12 protein-coding genes are annotated in these 22,953 nt (G+C 64.8%); 5 read left to right on the top strand and 7 right to left on the bottom strand.

The features are described 5' to 3' along the window. Nucleotides 1-9 precede the first annotated feature (9 nt). Together BWR19_08085 and BWR19_08080 are read right to left on the bottom strand one after the other, a co-directional pair. Nucleotides 10-1,092: a phosphoserine transaminase gene (locus tag BWR19_08085; protein ID APX92891.1), complete on the bottom strand. Its 1,083-nt coding sequence runs from the start codon at nucleotides 1,090-1,092 to the stop codon at nucleotides 10-12. A 215-nt stretch (nucleotides 1,093-1,307) separates the two neighbouring features. Next, entirely contained in the window at nucleotides 1,308-4,034 is a 2,727-nt protein-coding gene (locus tag BWR19_08080; GenBank protein APX92890.1) for a DNA gyrase subunit A, read from the bottom strand. Nucleotides 4,035-4,382: 348 nt separating this feature from the next. Here BWR19_08080 and BWR19_08075 point away from each other — a divergent pair, with 348 nt between their 5' ends. The 5 genes from BWR19_08075 to BWR19_08055 all read left to right on the top strand — a co-directional run bounded on the left by BWR19_08075 (nucleotide 4,383) and on the right by BWR19_08055 (nucleotide 10,451). Further along, on the top strand, nucleotides 4,383-5,336 hold the full coding sequence (locus tag BWR19_08075; GenBank protein APX92889.1) for a recombination-associated protein RdgC: 954 nt from the start codon (nucleotides 4,383-4,385) through the stop codon (nucleotides 5,334-5,336). A gap of 8 nt (nucleotides 5,337-5,344) precedes the next feature. Beyond that, nucleotides 5,345-6,514 (top strand): glycerol acyltransferase, encoded by a 1,170-nt coding sequence (locus tag BWR19_08070; GenBank protein APX94950.1) that lies wholly within the window; start codon nucleotides 5,345-5,347, stop codon nucleotides 6,512-6,514. 12 nt (nucleotides 6,515-6,526) lie between these two features. Next, nucleotides 6,527-7,699, top strand: coding sequence for a cation-efflux pump (locus BWR19_08065; protein ID APX92888.1), 1,173 nt, complete (start codon nucleotides 6,527-6,529; stop codon nucleotides 7,697-7,699). 111 nt (nucleotides 7,700-7,810) lie between these two features. Beyond that, entirely contained in the window at nucleotides 7,811-8,467 is a 657-nt protein-coding gene (locus BWR19_08060; protein ID APX94949.1) for a transglutaminase, read from the top strand. Nucleotides 8,468-8,528: 61 nt separating this feature from the next. Then, nucleotides 8,529-10,451 (top strand): Diguanylate phosphodiesterase, EAL domain protein, encoded by a 1,923-nt coding sequence (locus tag BWR19_08055; GenBank protein ID APX92887.1) that lies wholly within the window; start codon nucleotides 8,529-8,531, stop codon nucleotides 10,449-10,451. A gap of 27 nt (nucleotides 10,452-10,478) precedes the next feature. Here the strand turns inward: BWR19_08055 and BWR19_08050 are convergent, their stop codons facing one another. From BWR19_08050 to BWR19_08030, 5 genes are all read right to left on the bottom strand, one after another. Beyond that, a complete protein-coding gene (locus BWR19_08050; GenBank protein ID APX92886.1) occupies nucleotides 10,479-10,811 on the bottom strand; it encodes a tryptophan synthase subunit beta like protein in 333 nt (110 codons plus the stop codon). A gap of 161 nt (nucleotides 10,812-10,972) precedes the next feature. Then, a complete protein-coding gene (locus BWR19_08045) occupies nucleotides 10,973-18,550 on the bottom strand; it encodes a hypothetical protein (GenBank protein APX92885.1) in 7,578 nt (2,525 codons plus the stop codon). 161 nt (nucleotides 18,551-18,711) lie between these two features. Beyond that, complete coding sequence (locus tag BWR19_08040) at nucleotides 18,712-19,332, bottom strand: helix-turn-helix transcriptional regulator (protein ID APX92884.1); 621 nt, start codon at nucleotides 19,330-19,332, stop codon at nucleotides 18,712-18,714. A gap of 3 nt (nucleotides 19,333-19,335) precedes the next feature. Continuing rightward, complete coding sequence (locus tag BWR19_08035) at nucleotides 19,336-20,769, bottom strand: secretion protein HylD (GenBank protein ID APX92883.1); 1,434 nt, start codon at nucleotides 20,767-20,769, stop codon at nucleotides 19,336-19,338. Next, nucleotides 20,769-22,937 carry a type I secretion system permease/ATPase gene (locus BWR19_08030; protein ID APX92882.1) on the bottom strand — a complete coding sequence of 723 codons (2,169 nt, stop codon included), beginning with the start codon at nucleotides 22,935-22,937 and terminating at the stop codon, nucleotides 20,769-20,771. Before BWR19_08030 ends, BWR19_08035 begins: the two co-directional genes overlap by 1 nt. Between the last annotated feature and the right edge of the window lie 16 nt (nucleotides 22,938-22,953).

The following is a 22,953-nucleotide window of genomic DNA, read 5'->3' as shown; positions in this document are numbered from 1 at the left end:
ATGATGGTGTTATCCCTTGCGACGCACGAAATCGGCCATGAAGTCGATCAGCGCGTCGACGCCCGCTTCCGGCACCGCGTTGTAGAGGCTGGCGCGCATGCCGCCCACGCTGCGATGGCCCTTGAGATTGAGCAGCCCCGCCGCCTCGGCCTCGGCCAGGAACGGCGCGTTGAGCGCCTCGTCGGCGAGCACGAAAGGCACGTTCATGCGCGAACGATTGCGCGGCGCAATCGGATTGGAGTAGAAGTCGCTGGCGTCGATGGCCGCATACAGCTTGGCCGCTTTGCGGTCGTTGATGGCACTCATCGCCGCCAGTCCGCCGACATCGTGCTTGAGCCACTCGAACACCAGGCCGGCCAGGTACCAGGCGTAGGTCGCCGGGGTGTTGAACATCGAGCCGTTGTCGGCCATGACCTTGTAGTTGAACATGGTCGGCGTCTCGGGCCGCGCGCGCTCGAGCAGGTCGTCGCGCACGATGACCAGCGTCAGCCCGGCCGGGCCGATGTTCTTCTGCGCCCCGGCGTAGAGCACGCCGAACTTCGACACGTCGAGCGGACCGGAAAGAATCGACGACGACATGTCGCAGACCAGCGGCGCCACAACGTCGGGAATATAGTCGAATTCGAGACCGCCGATGGTCTCGTTGGCGGTGTAGTGCAGGTAGGCGGCGTCGGAGGAGAGCTGGATCTCCTCGGGCCGCGGCACGGCGGTGAGGCCGTTGCCTTCGCTGGAGGCCGCGACGTGGGCGCCGGCCAGGTGCTGGGCCTCGCTGATCGCCTTCTTGCCCCAGATGCCGGTGTATAGATAGTTGGGCGTGCCGCCCCGGCCCAGCAGGTTGTAGGGCAGCATCGCGAACTGCATCGAGGCGCCGCCCTGCAGGAACAGCACCCGGTAGTTGTCGGGGATCGCCAGCAGCTCGCGAATATCGGCCTCGGCCTGCTCGGCGATGGCCGTGAACTCGGGGCTGCGGTGACTCATCTCCATCACCGACAGGCCGCGGCCCTGGTAGTCGAGCAGCTCATCGCGGGCGCGCTCGAGCACCGCCTGGGGCAGCGCCGCGGGTCCGGCGCAGAAGTTATAGTGACGTGTCATCAGCGTGGTGTTCCGTTATCGCTTAAGTGCTTATTCGCATACGCTCGGCGAGATGAGCGCCGGGGACAAGCCGGTGCGAGGGTCTTTTGCCATGGATGGCAAAAGTAGCGCCCAGGGACGGGTTCACAGCGCCCTCGCAAGGCTTGTCGCCGGAACAGCTCATCGCACATCCATTGCTGCAGGCCCGGCGCTCATCGCAGCATGGCAGTGAGGCCTTATTCGTCAGGCTGGCCTGGTTCATCCGTTTGGTCGCCTGACGCCTCAGCGTCCCCCGCCGCCTGCTCCGCGTCACCTTCCTCGGCGTCGAGCGCCTCGTCATCTACCGGCTCTTCAGTCGGCTCGTCGATGCGCACGGTCTTGACCAGCTTCTCGTCGTTGCCGAGGCGGATCAGCATCACGCCCTGGGTGTTACGCGAGGTGATCGAGACCTCATCGACCCGGGTGCGCACCAGGGTGCCGCGGTCAGTGATCAGCATCATCTCGTCGGCGGAGTAGACCTGCATCGCCGCCACCAGGGAGCCGTTGCGCTCGCTGGTCTGCATGGCGATCACGCCCTGGCCGCCGCGTCCGCGCAGCGGGAACTCCTCGAGGCGGGTGCGCTTGCCGTAGCCGTTCTCGGAGGCGGTAAGGATGTAGATCTGGCCGCCGTTGCCGTTCTCGATGACGACGCCGTTCTCGTCCTCGCTCTCGACGTCGGCTTCGGCGTCGATCTGCTGGCTCTGCGGGATGATCAGGCTGATCACCTCGGCGCCTTGCAGCAGGCGCATGCCGCGCACGCCGCGGGCGGTACGGCCCATCGAGCGCACGTTGCCCTCCTCGAAGCGGATCGCCTTGCCGTTGGACGACAGCAGCATGGCGTGGTCGCTGCCCGAGGTGATGGCGGCACCCACCAGGCGGTCATCCTCCTCGAGGTCGATGGCGATCAGGCCCACACTGCGCGGCCGCGAGAATTGATCGAGGCTGGTGCGCTTGACGGTGCCCTTGGCGGTGGCGAAGAAGATGTAGCTGTCGGCGCGGTAGTCGCGCACCGGCAGGATGGCGTTGATCGCCTCGTCTTCGTCGAGCGGCAGCAGGTTGACCAGCGGCTTGCCCCGCGAGCCGCGGCTGGCGTTGGGCATCTCGTAGACCTTGAGCCAGTAGACCTTGCCCTTGTTGGAGAACAGCAGCACGGTGTCGTGGGTCGAGGCCACCAGCAGGTGCTCGATGACGTCCTCGTCCTTCATGGCGGTGGCCGACTTGCCGCGCCCGCCGCGGCGCTGGGCCTGGTAGTCCGACAGCGGCTGGGTCTTGGCATAGCCCGAGCGCGACAGGGTGACCACCATGTCCTCCTCGGCGATCAGGTCCTCGATGCGCAGGTCGAGGTGGCTGGCCTGGATCTCGGTGCGGCGCGGGTCGCCGAACTGGTCGCGGACCGCGATCAGCTCCTCGCGGATCACCTCGAGCAGGCGGTCGGCGGAAGCCAGGATCTCGCTGAGCTCGGCGATCTGCTCCAGGATCTTCAGGTACTCGTCGAGCAGCTTCTCGGTCTCGAGGCCGGTCAGGCGGTGCAGGCGCAGTTCGAGAATCGCCTGGGCCTGGGCCGGCGACAGGCGGTACTCGCTGCCGACCTGATTGAGGCCGAAGCCCTCCTCGAGGTCTTCCGGCTTGCTCGAGGTGGCGCCAGCGCGCTCGAGCATGCCGGTGACCTGACCCGGCTGCCAGACTGCGGCCAGCAGCTTCTCCTTGGCCTCGGCGGCGCTCGGCGAGGCCTTGATCAGCTCGATCACCTCGTCGATGTTGGAGATGGCGACGGCCAGGCCTTCGAGGATATGGCCGCGCTCGCGGGCCTTGCGCAGCTCATAGATGGTGCGCCGGGTCACCACTTCGCGGCGGTGACGGATGAACGCCTCGAGCACTTCCTTGAGGTTGAGGATCTTCGGCTGGCCATCCTCGATGGCGACCATGTTGATGCCGAAGACGTTCTGCAGCTGGGTCTGGGCGAACAGGTTGTTGACCACCACCTCGCCGGACTCACCGCGCTTGACCTCGATCACCACCCGCAGGCCGTCCTTGTCGGACTCGTCGCGCAGCTCGGCGATGCCGTCGATCTTCTTGTCCTTGACCAGCTCGGCGATCTTCTCGATCAGCCGCGCCTTGTTCACCTGGTAGGGCAGTTCGGTGACGATGATATGGTCGCGGCCGCTCTTGTCGTCATGCTCGATGGTGTGACAGGCGCGCACATAGATGCGACCGCGGCCGGTGCGATAGGCCTCGAGGATGCCGGCACGGCCGTTGATGATCGCCCCGGTGGGGAAATCCGGCCCGGGAATATGCTCCATCAGGTCGTCGACCGTCAGGGTGTAGTCGTCGATCAGCGCCAGGCAGGCGTTGATGACCTCGTTCATGTTGTGTGGCGGGATATTGGTCGCCATGCCCACCGCGATGCCCGAGGAGCCGTTGATCAGCAGGTTGGGCACCTTGGTCGGCAGCACGTCGGGAATGCGCTCGGTGCCGTCGTAGTTGTCGACCCAGTCGACGGTCTCCTTGTCGAGGTCGGCCAGCAGCTCGTGGGCCAGACGCGCCATGCGCACCTCGGTGTAACGCATGGCCGCGGCGTTGTCGCCGTCGATGGAGCCGAAGTTGCCCTGGCCGTCGACCAGCACGTGGCGCATCGAGAAATGCTGCGCCATGCGTACGATGGTGTCGTAGACGGCACTGTCACCATGGGGGTGATACTTACCGATCACGTCGCCAACGACACGCGCCGATTTCTTATAGGGTTTGTTCCAGTCGTTGCTGAGCTCGTTCATGGCGAACAGCACGCGACGGTGGACCGGCTTGAGGCCGTCGCGCACGTCGGGCAGTGCTCGGCCGATGATTACGCTCATCGCGTAATCGAGGTACGACTGCTTCAGTTCGTCCTCGATGTTGACTGGCAGAATCTCTCTGGCAATGTCACCCATGGGTCGTCAAATCCTTTGCACTGCGACAGGTTGGCGCTACGGGATGCTTTTGGAATAGCCGCGTAACAGCAGAGCCGGAGTATATCACCGAGCGCTGGCAAAGGCAGCCGCCGGCCACTGACGCCGGGTGACGACCGGAGTGCTCAGCGAGGAACGCCGGGGGCAGGTCGAAGAGGGGGTTCTGCGCCATGGATGGCGCAGGTAGCGCCCAGGGATGGTTTACAGCGCCCCCTCGTAGACCTGCCGACGGATCAGTTCCGAGCGATGCTGCCACCTGCCACGCTGTCCGACTGGCACCCCTGCCCTGCATTCGCCATAATGTGCCTCCTTTTACGTTCAGGACTGGCCATGTGGTTCAAGCACTTGCATCTCTATCGCCTGCATGAGGCGCCCAGCATTCCCGGCGACGCGCTGGAGGATGCACTGGCCGAGCAGGCCTTTCGTCCGCTGGGCGGCAGCGAAGCCACACGGCTCGGCTGGCGCCCGCCGGGCGGGCGGCGCAGCACCCAGTACGTGCACGAACTACAGGGCCACCGGCTGCTCAGCGCACTGCGCCAGGAGCGGCTGCTGCCGGCCAGCGTGGTGCGCGAGGAAGTAGAGGAGCGTGTCGCCGACCGCGAGGCCGCCGAGGGCCAGCCGGTCAGCCGCAAGGACAAGCAGGCGATCAAGGAGCAGGTCTATGAAGAGCTGCTGCCGCGCGCCTTCGTGCGCAGCCAGAAGGTCGACCTGTGGTGGGATACCCGCGGCGGCCTGATCGGCATCAACGCCTCGAGCCGCAAGCGCGCCGAAGAGATCCTCGACCTGCTGCGCCAGACCCTGGGCAGCCTCAAGGTCACGCCGCTGGCCAGCCAGACGCTGCCGGTGCGTGCCATGACTGAGTGGCTCAACGACGCCGAATCGCGCCCCGAGGGGCTGCTGCTCGGCGACCAGGTGGAGCTCAAGGCCCAGGGCGACGACGGCGTGCTGCGCGCCCGCCAGGTCGACCTCGACAGCGACGAGATCCACACCCTGCTGGCCGGCGGCCGCCAGGCCACCCGCCTGGCGCTGGAGATCGAGGGGCGGCTGTCGCTGGTGCTCCACGACGACCTGGCGCTGAAGTCGCTACGCTTCAGCGACGCCCTGCTCGACGAGGCCAACGGCAGCGACGATGGCGACGACGCCATCCTGCGCATGGAAACGGATTTCGTGCTGATGGCCCAGGCGCTCGCCGCCGCCAGCGAGCAACTGCTCGGCTGGCTGGGCGGAGAAGCCACCCATGATTCAACGACATCCGTTTCCGCTACCCTGGCACCGATATCGTGACTGCTGATCTGCTTGCTACCTCCGACGACGCCGTTCGCCAAGCGGACCCGTTCGCCAAGATTCGCCCCTACCACGACGACGAAGTCGCCGAGGTGCTGGCGCGACTCGCCAACGACGCCGAGCTGCTCGACGCCCTGACCCAGTTCAAGCTGCCGCGCCTGGCGCGTTTCTCGCCGCGGCTGGCGCGGGCCATCGCCGGCGTCGCGGTGCGCCGCGAGGTGCGCGGCGTGGCCAGTGTCTACGACTTCCAGATGCGCATCGCCGGCTACATGCAGCGCATGATCCGCACCACCACCGACGCCTTCGAGGTCGAGGGGCTCGACGCGCTGGACGACGACACCGCCTACCTGTTCATCAGCAACCATCGCGATATCTCGCTGGACCCGGCCTTCGTCAACTATGCGCTGTACCTCGCCGGGCGCGACACCGTGCGCATCGCGATCGGCGACAACCTGCTGCAGAAGCCCTACGTCAACGACCTGATGCGGCTCAACAAGAGCTTCATCGTGCCGCGGTCGGCCAAGGGCAAGCGCGCCATGCTGGCCGCCTACCAGGCGCTCTCCGCCTACATCCGCCACTCGCTGACCTCCGACCAGCACTCGGTGTGGCTGGCCCAGCGCGAGGGCCGCGCCAAGGACGGCATCGACCGCACCGACCCGGCGATCATCAAGATGCTGACCATGGCCCGCCGCCACCTCGACAAGAGCGCCTCCACCGGTGACGCCATCGCCGAGCTGCGCGTGGTGCCGGTGTCGATCAGCTACGAGTACGACCCCTGCGACGTGCAGAAGGCCCACGAGCTCTACGCCATGCACACCGAGGGGCGCTACCAGAAGGTGCAGTACGAGGATATCCGCTCCATCGTCGCCGGCATCATCGGCGCCAAGGGCCGCATCAAGCTGACCTTCGGCACGCCACTCGACGCCGACCACGACAGCCCCGAGGCCGTGGCCGACGAGATCGACCGCCAGGTGCTGGCGGGCTACCGGCTGTTCCCCAGCCACCAGCTGGCGCTGGAGGCCAGCGGCAAGGCCCCCGACCTGCTGTGCCTCGACGAGGTGACTGACGCCGATCGCGAGCAGTTCCGCCAGCGCCTCGAGCAGGTCCCCACCCATCTGCGTGACTGGTGGCTGGCGCAGTACGCCAACCCCGTGCTCAACCGCGCCGGCCGGCTATGAGGCACTGACGCCATGGGCCATGCCCACCCGCCCTTGGCGCGCGGCACCCAGGCCCGCGAGGCGCACCGCATCACCCTGATCGGCGCCGTGATCGATGCCGTGCTGGGCGTGGCCAAGGTGGTGGCGGGCCTGATCGTCGGCTCGGCCGCGCTGGTCGCCGACGGCGTGCACTCCTTCTCCGACCTGGTCACCGACGGCTTCGTGCTGGCCGCCACCCACTACGGCCGCCAGGCGCCCGACGCCAACCACCCCTACGGCCACGGCCGCATCGAGACCCTGGCCACGCTGTGGCTGGGCAGCATCCTGATCTTCGTTGCCGGCGGCATCGCCTGGGCCAGCCTGGCGCGGCTGTTCGGCGGCACCTCGATTCCCGCGCCCGGGGCCTGGGCCATCGCCCTGGCGGTGGTGGCACTGCTCGCCAAGGAGTGGATCTTCCGCGCCACCCTGCGCGTCGCCAAGCGCATCAACTCACGCCTGCTCGAGGCCAATGCCTGGCATTCGCGCAGCGACGCGCTGTCCACCGTGGTGGTGCTGGTGGGGCTGATCGGCGCCCAGTTCGGCGCCGGCTGGCTCGACGCGGTGGCCGCAGTGGTGGTGGCGCTGATGGTCGGCAAGATCGGCGCCAACCTGCTGTGGGAGTCGAGCCAGGAGCTGGTCGATACCGCCCTGCCCGAGGCGCAGCAGCGCCAGATGCGCGAGGTCGCCGAGCAGGTACCGGACGTCTACAACGTCCACGACCTGCGCACCCGCACCGTGGGCGGCCACGTGCTGCTCGACGTGCATATCGTGGTGCCGCCGCGGGTCACCGTCTCCGAGGCCCATGAGATCGGCAACGAGGTCAGCCGCCGGCTGCGCGACGCCTTCCCCTCCCTCGCCGACGTCACCTTCCATATCGACCCCGAAGACGACCAGGGCAAGGTGGACCCTAGCCTGCTGCCCGGCATGCCGCTGCGCGAGGACGTCGAGGGCAAGCTCGACGAGGTGTGGTCGACGCTGCCGGTGTGGCAGGCCCGCGTCGCCCTCGACCTGCACTATCTCGGCGACGGCATCGATATCTCGATTTACGTGCGCGAGCTGCCCGCCGGGCAGACTCTCGACCAGGCCGCCGACCTGCTGCGCGAGCATGCCCGCGAATTACCCTGGGTGGGCCGCCTGCGCGTCTGGCAAGGGCCCGGCAAGGCCTGATACTCTGACAAAAACGAGTGATGCCTCCTCATTACGACGATTCCGCCTCACGCAGGGCGCTCCATGGCCAAGCCACCTACCAGCGGGTTTCACTGCTCGCGCCGCCGCTTCCTGGCCGGCGCAGCTTCGCTGTGCCTGGCCGCCGGCCTGGGGCTGGTCACCACGCCGGCCAGCGGCAATCTCGACCCGGCGCGGCTGCGCAGCGTGATGCAGTCGCGCTACGGCGGGCGCGGCGTGGCGGTGCTCGAGGAGTGGTTCGCGCTGCTCGAGCGTCTTGCGGGTGCCGATATCGACACCCAGCTGCGCGAGGTCAATGACTTCTTCAATCGTCGCGTGCGCTGGGTCGACGATATCGACAACTGGGGCCACGAGGACTTCTGGGCCACGCCGCTGGAGACCATGGGCCAGGGCCAGGGCGACTGCGAGGACTACTCCATCGCCAAGTACATCACCCTGCGCCAACTCGGCGTACCCAACGCCCAGCTGCGCATGATCTACGTGCGCGCGCGCATCGGCCGCAGCCAGATCACCCAGGCGCACATGGTGCTCGGCTACTACGAGACCCCCAGCGCCGTGCCGCGCATCCTCGACAACCTGGTGCCGTCGATCACCCCCGCCACCCAGCGCAACGACCTCGACCCGGTGTTCAGCTTCAACAGCGAGGGCCTGTGGGCCGGTGGCTCGACCCAGTCGCGTGCCGACCCTACCCAGCGGCTGTCGCGCTGGAGCAGCGTGCTCGGCCGCATGCAGGACCAGGGCTTCCTATGAGCGTTTCCACCCACACAATAACCGCCGGCAGCGGGCCACGCAGGCAACGGAGATCACCGCCATGTCACTGATCAAACAACTGTGGCTGACCATTCTGCTACTGCTACTGCTCGCCTTCGGCGGCAGCCTGATGATCGGGCTGAGCTCGCTCAAGCAGTACACCGAGCAGGAGATGCGGATCAAGAATGCCGACAACGCCAACGCCCTGGCACTCTCGATGAGCCAGCTCGACAAGGACCCGGTGACCATCGAGCTGCTGCTGGCCGCCCAGTTCGATACCGGCCACTACCGGCTGGTGGAGCTGCGCTCGCCGGAGGGCGAGGTGGAGATGCAGCGCCAGGCCGATGAACGCCTCACCGAGGTGCCCGGCTGGTTCGTAAACTGGGTGCGCTTCGACATTCCCGCCGGCGAGGCGGTGGTTCAGGACGGCTGGCAGCAGTACGGCACGGTGATCCTCGAGAGCCACCACAGCTACGCCTACTACGCGCTGTGGCAGAACGCCCAGCGGCTGGTGGGCTGGTTCGCGCTGGCGGCGCTGATCAGCGCGGTACTGGCCTGGTGGATCGTCGGCAGCATCCGCCGCCCGCTGCGCGCGGTGATCGACCAGGCGCGGGATATCGGCAACCGCCGCTTCACCACTTCCGAGGCGCCGCGCACCCTGGAACTCCGCCAGGTGGTCACCGCCATGAACCTGCTCTCGGCCAGCGTGCGCGATATGCTCGGCCAGGAGGGCGAGAAACTCGAGCGGCTGCGCCGCAAGCTGCAGCAGGACGACGTCAGCGGCGCCGACAACCGCGGGCACTTTCTGCAGCAGCTGGAGCGCGCCCTCGACCCCGAGAGCGGTCAGGGGATGGGCAGCCTGGTGATGGTGCGCGTGGCACGGCTCAGCGAGCTCAACCACCGCCTCGGGCATCAGGCCACCAACCGCCTGCTGGCCGAGGTGGCCAGCGCCCTCCGGCAGCTGGCCAACGTTTACGGCGGCGGCCAGGTGGGGCGCCTCAACGGCAGCGACTTCGCCCTGCTGCTGCCGGGCGACGACGATCTCCAGGCCCTGGCCAAGGCACTCAAGGCCAAGCTGCACCCGCTCGCCGACGGCGCCACCACCCCCATCGGCCTGCCCATGGCGCTGATCGCCTTTACCCACAGCGACGCCCGCGGCGAACTGCTCAGCAGCCTCGACGGCGCCCTGGCCCGCGCCGAGGACGACGGCGACCACGCCGTGACCATCGCCAGCGGTGCGGCCCACCAGTCGCTGTTCAACAACCGCGATGACTGGCGCCGCGCCCTGGATACGGCGCTCGGCGAGGGCCTGTATCTCGCCCACTACCCGGTGCTCGACGCCGACGCCAAGCCGCTCCACTTCGAGAGCCCCTCGCGACTCAAGATCCAGGGCCACTGGCAGCCCGCCGGGGTCTTCATGCCGTGGATCTCGCGGCTGGGCATGAACGTCGACTTCGACCTGGCGGTGGCCCGGGCCGCGCTCAAGCAGATCGACAAGGACGGCAAGCCGCTGGGCATCAACCTCTCCCACCAGGCCGCCCGCGACAGCCGCTTCCTCAGCGATATCAAGCCGCTGCTCAAGCAGTACCCGCAGGCGGCCACCAAGCTATGGCTGGAGCTGCCCGAGTCGGTGGCGGTACATCATCTGGAAGGGTTCCGCGGGCTGTGCCGCGAACTGCAGCCGTTTGGTTGCCGGCTGGGGCTGGAGCACGTCGGCCACGAGTTCTCCAAGCTCGCCGACCTGCATGACGTCGGCCTGGCCTACCTCAAGATCGACGCCACCTTGATCGCCGGCATCGACGAGCAGCCCGACCAGCAGGCGATTCTGCGCGGCATGGCGACGCTGGCCCACTCGCTGGGGGTGCTGGTGATCGCGGAAGGCGTCACGCAAAAGCGCGAGGCCGAGACCCTGTTCGATCTCGGCCTCGACGGCGTTACGGGCCCCGGCGTGCGCAGCGAGTCGCAGGGCAGCGACGGCGAGTAGCCACGCTCGCCGTGCACCACAGCGGCGTCAAATGACGCCGCTGTCGCTATCGTCCATCAGACCCACGTCGTTGACCCGGCGGCGCAGATTCTGGCGCGTCAAGAGCTTGTCGCGGGCCGCATCGGGCAGGTCGGTGAAACTGATCAGCCCCTTGTTCATCAGCACCTCGATCACGTCCTCGAGCACCCGCACGAACTCGAGGTCGGATTCGCGTAGTTGATCGGTCTCTTCGATCACGACCTTGTTGCCTAGAAAAAGCGAGATTTCAAGCGAATCCGAGGCAACGTACTCCTTGCAATCCGCCGTGGCCTCGCGGCTGATCGTGACGATATTGCCGTCTTTATCGCGTTCTACATACATGCCTCTGCCCCTCCCCATGCGTACACCTTAAGCATAATTCATGCCCTCTAACGAGGCAAAAGCATTATTTCCATATTGATAAATTCGTCATCAACGACCTATCAATGCAGACAAAAAGGCCCCACCCGGCTCAACACCGAGTGGGGCCATTCAAGCGGCTATTACTGGTCGATATGGATCTGGCCGTTGTCGATCATGGACTGGATTAGACCCTCGCTGTACTCGACGCCTTGGAGCTTGATGATCTGATCGGCGTTGAAACCATCGACATCTTTGTCGATCTGGCCAGTCGAGCTGATATACAAGACGGTACCTTCGCCATCCTCCGTGGCATGTATAAAATCTGACCACTCGGATTCTTCACCATAATCATCACTCAGCAGGTCAGTGAGATCTAACCGGTCGCCCTCGCCATCCTCATCGAACTCATCCAAGGAGAAATCTGTCACCGTGTCGGTAGCGGGTGAATCAGAAGTTCCGCCATCGTTCAGGTTCCAGACGAAGGTGTCGGCTCCTGCGCCGCCGGTGAGTATATCGTCGCCTGGGCCGCCGATGAGCATGTCGTCACCGTCACCGCCGATGAGGGTATCGTCATTACTCGATCCGACGATCACGTCATCTCCATCATCCCCTTCAAGGAAATATCCCGGCCCCCCATCATTACCTACTAACGAGACTCCAATCACTTCAACATCCGTGGTATCTCCATCACCATCAGTTACCGAAATATTGAAATCTAAGTCATCCCCTTCAATTACAGTGGTCGAGCCGAAAGTTAAGTTAGACAAAGTAAACTGACCGCCAGTAGAAGAGAAAGTTCCGGATGCATTGTCTACATCAAACGACCCTTCGTCACTTTTAGTTGCACGGAGAGTAAGTTTGTCAAAACCGCCACTGTCAGGCAGTTCAAATAGTAAACTTTCACCACCCTCGCTTAATAGAACATGTGATGTATACGTATCACCTGTCTCTGAGTTTACTGCAGTCCATTCGAGTACCAGCTGACCACCGGAGTCGCGAACAGTATCAAGCCCAAAGGCATTGACAGCTTCCTTGAAATCAAAATAGACCTCATCACCCTCACCAAATTGATTTGAACCGATACCAATCCCTTGCCCTGAAGGATTAATAGATTCACTGCCGGACACAAATACATCTGCATTTTCATCAAGAGAATCTTGCCCCCTATTGAAGCTCCACAAGCCCGTTTCGTTATTATAGCCCACTACGTCATGATTACCTGAGCGAACACTTCCCAGATTCGCTGTAATGGTGTCAGTTTGGGGATTAACCAGCTCAAACGTGTAGCTTCCATCCTGCCTGATGTAGAAAGTGAAATATATCTCCCCTTCAACGTTCGCTTCAGCTCCAGCATTCTCTCTGGCGACGAGCAGCACTTCGCCATCTAAAAGGCTGAAATCATTTTCCAGATCATCTGGCAAAGAGTCACCGGCATTAAAAATGAAGTAGCTAAAGCCATCTGGGGCTATGCCATCAATATTAATTTGTCCTAGTCCATCACCACCTGGATTGAGATCAAATTTTCCTTCTGCAACTCCCGTTTCACCAGCGGCGAGAATGATATTCTGAAGAGAATCAATTTCAGGGCCGTCGTCCTCGAACTCCATCAGTGCGCCGAGGTTGAAGGCGTCGGTGGTGTAGTCGATATCATCACCGTCGCCATCCTCAGCCACGATGCTCGCCGTCAGGGTGACCAGGCCGTCCAGTGCCTTCACCGCATCGGCATTGTCCGTGTCACTGTGATCGATCGGCAGTTCCTGGCTCAGCAGCAGACTCAGCTCACCTTCGACCTCGGTGATTTCAAGTGTGAAGACCGTCTGCTGGTCATCACCTGCGCCAATCGTGGCGGTCAGGGTCTGGCCGTCCTCGCTCACGCTCAGGGTGATCGGTTGGCCACCGCTCGCAAGCGTCGGCGAGTTATCGTCACCCTCATTCGCCGCAAGCCTGTAGCTCTTGGTCACCGGGCCTTCGCCGTCACCGCCGAAGTTGATGTCGGCAAAACTCACCACGCTGGACAGGGCCACCGACGACGTGCTGGTCCCGCCATTCAGGGTCTCCGCATCCTGGACACGCAGGGCGGCAACCTCACTAAAGTCAATGACGATCGGCTCTGCACCGTCGTCCACCACGAAGCTCGGGCCGTCGTCCTCGAACTCCATCAGTGCGCCGAGGTTGAAGGCGTCGGTGGTGTAGTCGATATCATCACCGTCGCCATCCTCAGCCACGATGCTCGCCGTCAGGGTGACCAGGCCGTCCAGTGCCTTCACCGCATCGGCATTGTCCGTGTCACTGTGATCGATCGGCAGTTCCTGGCTCAGCAGCAGACTCAGCTCACCTTCGACCTCGGTGATTTCAAGTGTGAAGACCGTCTGCTGGTCATCACCTGCGCCAATCGTGGCGGTCAGGGTCTGGCCGTCCTCGCTCACGCTCAGGGTGATCGGTTGGCCACCGCTCGCAAGCGTCGGCGAGTTATCGTCACCCTCATTCGCCGCAAGCCTGTAGCTCTTGGTCACCGGGCCTTCGCCGTCACCGCCGAAGTTGATGTCGGCAAAACTCACCACGCTGGACAGGGCCACCGACGACGTGCTGGTCCCGCCATTCAGGGTCTCCGCATCCTGGACACGCAGGGCGGCAACCTCACTAAAGTCAATGACGATCGGCTCTGCACCGTCGTCCACCACGAAGCTCGGGCCGTCGTCCTCGAACTCCATCAGTGCGCCGAGGTTGAAGGCGTCGGTGGTGTAGTCGATATCATCACCGTCGCCATCCTCAGCCACGATGCTCGCTGTCAGGGTGATCAGGCCGTCCAGTGCCTTCACCGCATCGGCATTGTCCGTGTCACTGTGATCGATCGGCAGTTCCTGGCTCAGCAGCAGACTCAGCTCACCTTCGACCTCGGTGATTTCAAGTGTGAAGACCGTCTGCTGGTCATCACCTGCGCCAATCGTGGCGGTCAGGGTCTGGCCGTCCTCGCTCACGCTCAGGGTGATCGGTTGGCCACCGCTCGCAAGCGTCGGCGAGTTATCGTCACCCTCATTCGCCGCAAGCCTGTAGCTCTTGGTCACCGGGCCTTCGCCGTCACCGCCGAAGTTGATGTCGGCAAAACTCACCACGCTGGACAGGGCCACCGACGACGTGCTGGTCCCGCCATTCAGGGTCTCCGCATCCTGGACACGCAGGGCGGCAACCTCACTAAAGTCAATGACGATCGGCTCTGCACCGTCGTCCACCACGAAGCTCGGGCCGTCGTCCTCGAACTCCATCAGTGCGCCGAGGTTGAAGGCGTCGGTGGTGTAGTCGATATCATCACCGTCGCCATCCTCAGCCACGATGCTCGCCGTCAGGGTGACCAGGCCGTCCAGTGCCTTCACCGCATCGGCATTGTCCGTGTCACTGTGATCGATCGGCAGTTCCTGGCTCAGCAGCAGACTCAGCTCACCTTCGACCTCGGTGATTTCAAGTGTGAAGACCGTCTGCTGGTCATCACCTGCGCCAATCGTGGCGGTCAGGGTCTGGCCGTCCTCGCTCACGCTCAGGGTGATCGGTTGGCCACCGCTCGCAAGCGTCGGCGAGTTATCGTCACCCTCATTCGCCGCAAGCCTGTAGCTCTTGGTCACCGGGCCTTCGCCGTCACCGCCGAAGTTGATGTCGGCAAAACTCACCACGCTGGACAGGGCCACCGACGACGTGCTGGTCCCGCCATTCAGGGTCTCCGCATCCTGGACACGCAGGGCGGCAACCTCACTAAAGTCAATGACGATCGGCTCTGCACCGTCGTCCACCACGAAGCTCGGGCCGTCGTCCTCGAACTCCATCAGTGCGCCGAGGTTGAAGGCGTCGGTGGTGTAGTCGATATCATCACCGTCGCCATCCTCAGCCACGATGCTCGCCGTCAGGGTGACCAGGCCGTCCAGTGCCTTCACCGCATCGGCATTGTCCGTGTCACTGTGATCGATCGGCAGTTCCTGGCTCAGCAGCAGACTCAGCTCACCTTCGACCTCGGTGATTTCAAGTGTGAAGACCGTCTGCTGGTCATCACCTGCGCCAATCGTGGCGGTCAGGGTCTGGCCGTCCTCGCTCACGCTCAGGGTGATCGGTTGGCCACCGCTCGCAAGCGTCGGCGAGTTATCGTCACCCTCATTCGCCGCAAGCCTGTAGCTCTTGGTCACCGGGCCTTCGCCGTCACCGCCGAAGTTGATGTCGGCAAAACTCACCACGCTGGACAGGGCCACCGACGACGTGCTGGTCCCGCCATTCAGGGTCTCCGCATCCTGGACACGCAGGGCGGCAACCTCACTAAAGTCAATGACGATCGGCTCTGCACCGTCGTCCACCACGAAGCTCGGGCCGTCGTCCTCGAACTCCATCAGTGCGCCGAGGTTGAAGGCGTCGGTGGTGTAGTCGATATCATCACCGTCGCCATCCTCAGCCACGATGCTCGCCGTCAGGGTGACCAGGCCGTCCAGTGCCTTCACCGCATCGGCATTGTCCGTGTCACTGTGATCGATCGGCAGTTCCTGGCTCAGCAGCAGACTCAGCTCACCTTCGACCTCGGTGATTTCAAGTGTGAAGACCGTCTGCTGGTCATCACCTGCGCCAATCGTGGCGGTCAGGGTCTGGCCGTCCTCGCTCACGCTCAGGGTGATCGGTTGGCCACCGCTCGCAAGCGTCGGCGAGTTATCGTCACCCTCATTCGCCGCAAGCCTGTAGCTCTTGGTCACCGGGCCTTCGCCGTCACCGCCGAAGTTGATGTCGGCAAAACTCACCACGCTGGACAGGGCCACCGACGACGTGCTGGTCCCGCCATTCAGGGTCTCCGCATCCTGGACACGCAGGGCGGCAACCTCACTAAAGTCAATGACGATCGGCTCTGCACCGTCGTCCACCACGAAGCTCGGGCCGTCGTCCTCGAACTCCATCAGTGCGCCGAGGTTGAAGGCGTCGGTGGTGTAGTCGATATCATCACCGTCGCCATCCTCAGCCACGATGCTCGCCGTCAGGGTGACCAGGCCGTCCAGTGCCTTCACCGCATCGGCATTGTCCGTGTCACTGTGATCGATCGGCAGTTCCTGGCTCAGCAGCAGACTCAGCTCACCTTCGACCTCGGTGATTTCAAGTGTGAAGACCGTCTGCTGGTCATCACCTGCGCCAATCGTGGCGGTCAGGGTCTGGCCGTCCTCGCTCACGCTCAGGGTGATCGGTTGGCCACCGCTCGCAAGCGTCGGCGAGTTATCGTCACCCTCATTCGCCGCAAGCCTGTAGCTCTTGGTCACCGGGCCTTCGCCGTCACCGCCGAAGTTGATGTCGGCAAAACTCACCACGCTGGACAGGGCCACCGACGACGTGCTGGTCCCGCCATTCAGGGTCTCCGCATCCTGGACACGCAGGGCGGCAACCTCACTAAAGTCAATGACGATCGGCTCTGCACCGTCGTCCACCACGAAGCTCGGGCCGTCGTCCTCGAACTCCATCAGTGCGCCGAGGTTGAAGGCGTCGGTGGTGTAGTCGATATCATCACCGTCGCCATCCTCAGCCACGATGCTCGCCGTCAGGGTGACCAGGCCGTCCAGTGCCTTCACCGCATCGGCATTGTCCGTGTCACTGTGATCGATCGGCAGTTCCTGGCTCAGCAGCAGACTCAGCTCACCTTCGACCTCGGTGATTTCAAGTGTGAAGACCGTCTGCTGGTCATCACCTGCGCCAATCGTGGCGGTCAGGGTCTGGCCGTCCTCGCTCACGCTCAGGGTGATCGGTTGGCCACCGCTCGCAAGCGTCGGCGAGTTATCGTCACCCTCATTCGCCGCAAGCCTGTAGCTCTTGGTCACCGGGCCTTCGCCGTCACCGCCGAAGTTGATGTCGGCAAAACTCACCACGCTGGACAGGGCCACCGACGACGTGCTGGTCCCGCCATTCAGGGTCTCCGCATCCTGGACACGCAGGGCGGCAACCTCACTAAAGTCAATGACGATCGGCTCTGCACCGTCTTCCACCACGAAGCTCGGGCCGTCGTCCTCGAACAGCACCTGACCCGAGAGGTCATAGCTGATGCTATCGCTAGCCACGTCGCCGTCGTTGTCTATGACGATCAGCTCAGCGCCCAGGGTGATCAGCCCAGGATTGAGGGAAATGATCTGGCTGGGATCGTCATTATCAGGATGATCAATAGACTGAAATTGCTCCAGGGTGATGCGGTATTCACCATCCGACTCGCTTTCACCGGACGTGATGTAGAGAGCAAAGACAACGCCGCCCCCATTGGCTTCCCCTTCGCCTTGATCAGAGGACGAGAACTCGGGGTTAGTTGAGCCGATGATCGCTACGCTGCCGTTTGGCCCTTCGACCTCATGCAGATAAACGGTGTTACCACCTGACTCGAGCCCTGAATCTAGCGGGCCTGAGGATTCGCTAGCGTTGTTGAGGCTCAGCGAGTAGGACCAAGTCTCGGAGCCGAGGCCATCGGCACCGGCCTGAACATTGGCCCCAAAGAACTTGGAGAGATCGCGAGTATTGACCAGCACCTGCTCTGGATTATCGGCCAGTGCGGCGAGCTGGGGACTGAAATCGCCGCGTGGCTCCTGAACCTCAGGACGCACTCCTTCTTCACCGCCGCCGAATAGCGGCGTCAAGTCAGCGTCTGACGTGGTCAGGGTGAAGCTCTCGATACCCTCGTTGGCGAACACCTCAACGCTGGGCGCGTCATCGAGAATAGTGATCTCAAGGCTGTTCGACGCCGTATTGCCACCGCCGTCGGTGACCGTATAGACGAGGCTGGCCAGAGCTTCATCGGTGCCCTCTTCATGCAGCAGGTTGTTGGCCAGGGTAATGGTGAACTCGCCTGTCTGCGGGTCGATCTGGATCTGGAACAGGAACGGCTCGTCGGGGTTGCTACCTTGTACGCGCTCGTTGGAGGCGGTCAGGGTGTTGCTGCCAGCATCCCAGTCGAGGTTGAAGCTCTCTTGACCGATGCTGATCGTCTGGCCGTCCATGCCGGCAAAACCAATATTGCCAGCACCAAGCGGGCCAAAGCTGAAGTCGATGGTGCCGTTCGCCGTCACGCTGGTGAAACCGGTTGGGCTTGTGCTGTTCGTATCGAGGGAGAGCGCCATCGGAGTGGGCCCCTCGATCGGAGGCCGATCGCCTGACAGCAGTGCAGACTCCGCGAGCGAAATGCTGGCCGCCCCAGCAATCGGGTTGCCCTCTACAGGCGCCTCCGGCTCATCCGCCACCGGCTCGGCATCCACCGGCGCTGGCTCGCCCTGGGCGGTAATGAACTCGGCGCCCTGCACTGAGCCGAATTCGAAGGCCAGCGGGTCAACGCCTTCGGTGATCCGCGCTAGGCGCACGAAGCCGTGGCCGCCGTCGGCGGCACCGCCGCCGCCGGCACCGGCCGCGGTAGCGTCGAGTACGTCGAGCAGGTCGATGTCGTCATCGTCGATGGCGGCGAGCAGCGCCTCCAGGTCGGCATCCGTGGCTTCGCTATCGGCGACGTCGACCGGGGCGTTGACGTCGACATCCGGGGTCATGGCAATTTCCTGACCGCCGCTGATGGTGGTCGGGTCGAGACCATCGTGGAAGTCGAGCTGCACGCTGCCATTATCGGAGGTGACCAGCATCTCGCCTTCGACGAGGGTGTCGCCGACGCTGAGTTCGCGCAGGTTGCCGTCTGGGTCACGCGCCCAGGCCTGACCGGTGATAGAGAGGACGGTTGCAATTGCCATGATCTGTTCCTTTCTGCGTAGTCATGCCACCGGCCTGGAACGGCGGCAGCGTTTTTATCGGGCTATTTTGTCGGGCTATGACATCAGGCTAGGAGAGGCAAAGCAGGAAAAACATAGTACCGATGGACAGGTAACCTGATGTAAATGTCCGACGCCTGTCGTCAGGCGTCGGTGGTGGTCTCGCTACGCTGCGTCAGCAGCAGGATCAGCTGCATGCGGTCGCGCACCTTGAGCTTGCGAAATACCGCGCCGAGGTGTGCCTTGACGGTGCGGTCGGTGATCTCCATGTCGCGGGCGACTTCCTTGTTGCTCTTGCCCGAGGCCACCGCCAGCGCCACCGCGCGCTCGCGCTCGGTGAGGACGCCCAGCGCCTCTTCACGAATGCGCGCCTCGCCGCCCAGGGCACGGAAGGTCGAGCCGACCACCTGGGCCATCAGCTCGGGCCATACCCAGATGCCCTGGTTGGCGGTCACCACCTCGATCTGCTTCAGCAGCGGCGCCGGAGAGATGGCGTGGGCGTAGCCCCGGGCGCCGGCGTTGAGGGCCTGGAAGGCCTCCACCGAGCTGGGCGCATAGGAGAGCACCACCAACACCGCACCGCGCTGGGAGAGGGTCTGCACCAGGCCGCCCCAACCCTCCAGCTGGCTTACCACCCACACGTGGTCGCCGGCGCTGGCCTGGGCGCGGGCCTGCTGCGGTGTGCAGAGGCGCAGGTGCGGGAAGGCCTCCTTCCAGCGCGGAATATCATCGAGTCCCTGGCAGACGAAAAGGTGTTGTTTCATGCGTTAGCGCTCGGTCAAGGCGTTACTGGTGCCGCGCAGGATCGGCTTGAGCAGGTACTCCATGACGGTGCGTTTGCCGGTCATGATGTCCACCTGCGCCGTCATCCCGGGGATGATCGCCAGATCGTCCTGGTCGGCGAAGCCGCCCTCCAGGGTTCTCACCCGCACCAGATAGAAGGTGTTGTCGTTGTCGTCGGTAATGGTATCGGCGCTGATATGATCCAGCTCCGCCTCGAGGCCACCGAAGATCGAGAAGTCGTAGGCGGTCAGCTTGATGGTGGCCGGCTGGCCGGGGCGCAGGAAGGCGATATCCTGCGGGGCGATTCGCGCCTCCACCAGCAGCTGGTCGTCGGTGGGTACGATCTCGACCACGTCCTGACCGGGCTGGGCCACGCCGCCCAGGGTGGTGATGTGCATGCGCTGCACCACCCCGGCCACCGGCGCGCGCACCTCGGCTAGCCGCACCCGGTCCTCGAGGCCGGTGCTCGACTCGTCCAGTGCCGAGAGCTCGCCCAGCGCATCGGCCAGCGAGTCGCGCCACTCGCCGCGCCGCTCGAGGGTCACCTCGCGCAGCTGGGCCTCGGCCTCCTCTACTGCAGCCTCGAGCCTGGCGACCTGGGAGCCGGCCTGGCTGCGGTCGCCTTGGGCCCGCGACACCTCGCGCTCGAGGCGCAGCACCTCGACCTCGGAGACGGCCCCCGAGCCGAGCAGCGGCCGGGTCAGGTTGAGCTCCTGGCTGGCCATGCTCAGCTCGCGGCTGGCGGTGCTCAGCCGCGATTCGGCTTCGTTGAGCTCCTCCTGGCGCTGACGCAGGCGGTCGCGGGCGATGCTCTCGACCTCGCGCAGCTCGTCGCGGCGGCTCTCGTACAGCTCGCGCTCCTGGGCGACGATATCCGGGGCCTCGGCGGCCAGCTCGTCGGAGGGCGAGAACGGCGACCCGGTGATCAGCGCCTGCAGCCGGGCGATGCGCGCCTGCAGCGACAGCGCCCGGGCGCGGTTCTCGCGGAAGCTCGACACGAAGCGGGTCGGGTCGATGCGCATCAGCAGCTCGCCGGCCTCGACCATCTGCCCCTCGCGGACCAGAATCTCCTGCACCACGCCGCCGTCGAACGACTGCACCTTCTGCAGCTGCTGGGCGGGAATCACCCGCCCGGTGCCGCGGGTGACCTCGTCGATCTGGGCGAAGTACGACCAGGTGATCAGCGCCGCCAGGGCCAGCAGCACCGTGTACAGGAAGCCGCGGGCGCGTATCGGGTCCTGCTGCATGCGCGCCCAGTCGGCGTCGCTGGCCCAGTCGCGGTTGAGGTGCGCCGACGACACGCGGCGGGCGAACAGGCGGTCGATGAGCGGCCGAAACGGCCGGCCGCCGCCCTCGGAGAGCCGCCCGATGGCCTCGAAGCCCTGCTGTTCGGCGGTTTTGGTACTCGCCTTGCTCATCAGTTGGCTCTCCCGATCTGCCCGCTACGCAGGGCGTCGACCACCTTGTCCTTGGGTCCGTCGGCGACGATCTTGCCGCTGTCGACCACCACGATGCGATCGACCAGCGACAGCAGCGACGTGCGATGGGTGACCACGATCATGGTCTTGGCCGCGGCGTACTCGGCGAGGCGATTCTTGAAGGCCTCTTCGCTTGCGTGGTCCATGGCGCTGGTCGGCTCGTCGAGCAGCAGGATTTGCGGGTCGTGGACCACCGCCCGGGCAATCGCCACGCCCTGACGCTGGCCGCCAGAGAGCATCTGGCCGCGCTCGCCCACCGGCAGGTCGACGCCGTGGGGATGGGCGTTGACCATCTCGCCGATGCCGCTGATCTCCAGCGCCTGCAGCAGCGCCTCGTCCTCGACCCCTTCGCTGCCGCCGCCGGCCACCACGTTTTCGCGCAGCGAGCCGTAGAACAGGCTGACGTCCTGGGGCACGTAGCCAATGTGCCGGCGCAGCTCGATGGGGTCGAACTGACGGATATCCACGCCGTCGAGCAGCACCGCGCCGCTGGTCGGCTGGTAGAGGCCCAACATCAGCTTGTTGAGGGTCGACTTGCCCGAGCCGACCCGGCCGAGCAGCGCGACCTTCTCGCCGGGCTTGATCTTGAGCGAGATGTCGCGAATCGCATCGCGCTCCTCGTCGGGGTAGCGCAGCGTGATGCGGTTGAGCTCCACCTCGCCGCTCACCACAGGCCGGGCAACGAAGGACTTGCCCTCGGGGCGCTCCACCGGCTTGTCCATCACCCCGTTGAGCGACTCCAGCGCGGTCGACGACTGGTGATACTGGGCGAGCAGCGCCGCGGCCTGGCTGACCGGCGCCATGGCCCGCGACGACAGCAGGTAGGCGGCGATCAGCCCACCCTGGCTGAGGTCGCCCTCGATGATCAGGTAGACGCCGACGATGATCACCGCCACCGCCACGGTGTGCTGAGCCCACAGCGCCACGCTCGACACCGACGAACTGATCAGCCGCAGCTGCGCCGAGGTGCGCGACAGGAACGCCGTGGTCTTCTCCCACAGCGCCTGCAGGCGGCTCTCGGCGCGCAGCGTCTTGACCGTCTCGAGGTTGCCCAGCGACTCCACCAGGGTGGCGTTGCGCTGCGCGCCGACCCGCCAGGTGGTCTCGGAGAGCTCGTGCAGCTTGCTCTGGGCGGCCAGCGCGTAGAGCAGCACGAACAAGATTCCCACCGCGATGGGGATCGCCAGCGGCACGCCGATGATGGCGATGATCGCCACGAACATCAGCACGAACGGCAGATCGACCAGCCCCACCACCGTGGCCGAGCCGATGAAGGCGCGCACCGACTCGAACGACTGCAGGGTGGCGGCGAACGAGCCGGTGGAGGCCGGCCGCGCCTCGAGGCGCATGCCCAGCACCCGCTGCATGATCGACGCCGACAGCTTGACGTCGGCACGGCTCGCCGCCAGGTCGACGAAGGCGTTGCGCATCAGCCGCAGCGCCAGGTCGAAGCACAGCACCACGAAGATCCCCGCGGCCAGCACCCACAGCGTCTCGGTGGCCTGGTTGGGGACCACCCGGTCGTAGACGTTCATCACGAACAGCGGCATGGCCACCGCGAACAGGTTGATCATCACCGAGCCGATGATCACGTCGCGATACAGCCGGCGGTTCTCGCGGATCACGCCCCAGAACCAGTGGCGGGACTTCTGCTTGTTGACCTCGGGGCCGCGGGCATCGAAGCGGAACTTGGGCCGCGCGTAGATCACCCGCCCGCTGTAGCGCGCCTGCAGCTCGTCGAGGCCGACCTCGGTGGCCGCCTCGCCAAGCTCGGGAAAGATCACCCGCGCCGTGCGCGACTTGACGTCGAGCGACACCAGCACACAGGCGCGGCCCGGCTCGAGCAGCACCACCACCGGCATCAGCGCCGGGTTGAGCTGCACCAGCCGCGAGCGGGCATGGCGGGCGGCGAGCCCGGCACGCGACGCCGCGCGAGGGAACACCCCCGGGGTCAGCCTACCCTCTTCCAGCGGCAGGCCGGCCACCAGCGCATCGCGGCCCATCTCCTGGTCGTGCGCGCGTGCCACCACGCGCAGGCACTCAAGCAGGTCATCCTGCGGCGGCGGCTGGCGCTCCGCCTCTACGGCATATTTGGCATCGCTGGTCACGGTTGCCCCTTCACCC

This window comes from Halomonas sp. 1513 (genome assembly GCA_001971685.1).
In the GTDB taxonomy this organism is placed as follows: Bacteria; Pseudomonadota; Gammaproteobacteria; order Pseudomonadales; family Halomonadaceae; genus Franzmannia.
The sequence above is the reverse complement of the archived record's forward strand: the minus strand, read 5'-3'. Positions and strand labels throughout refer to the sequence as shown.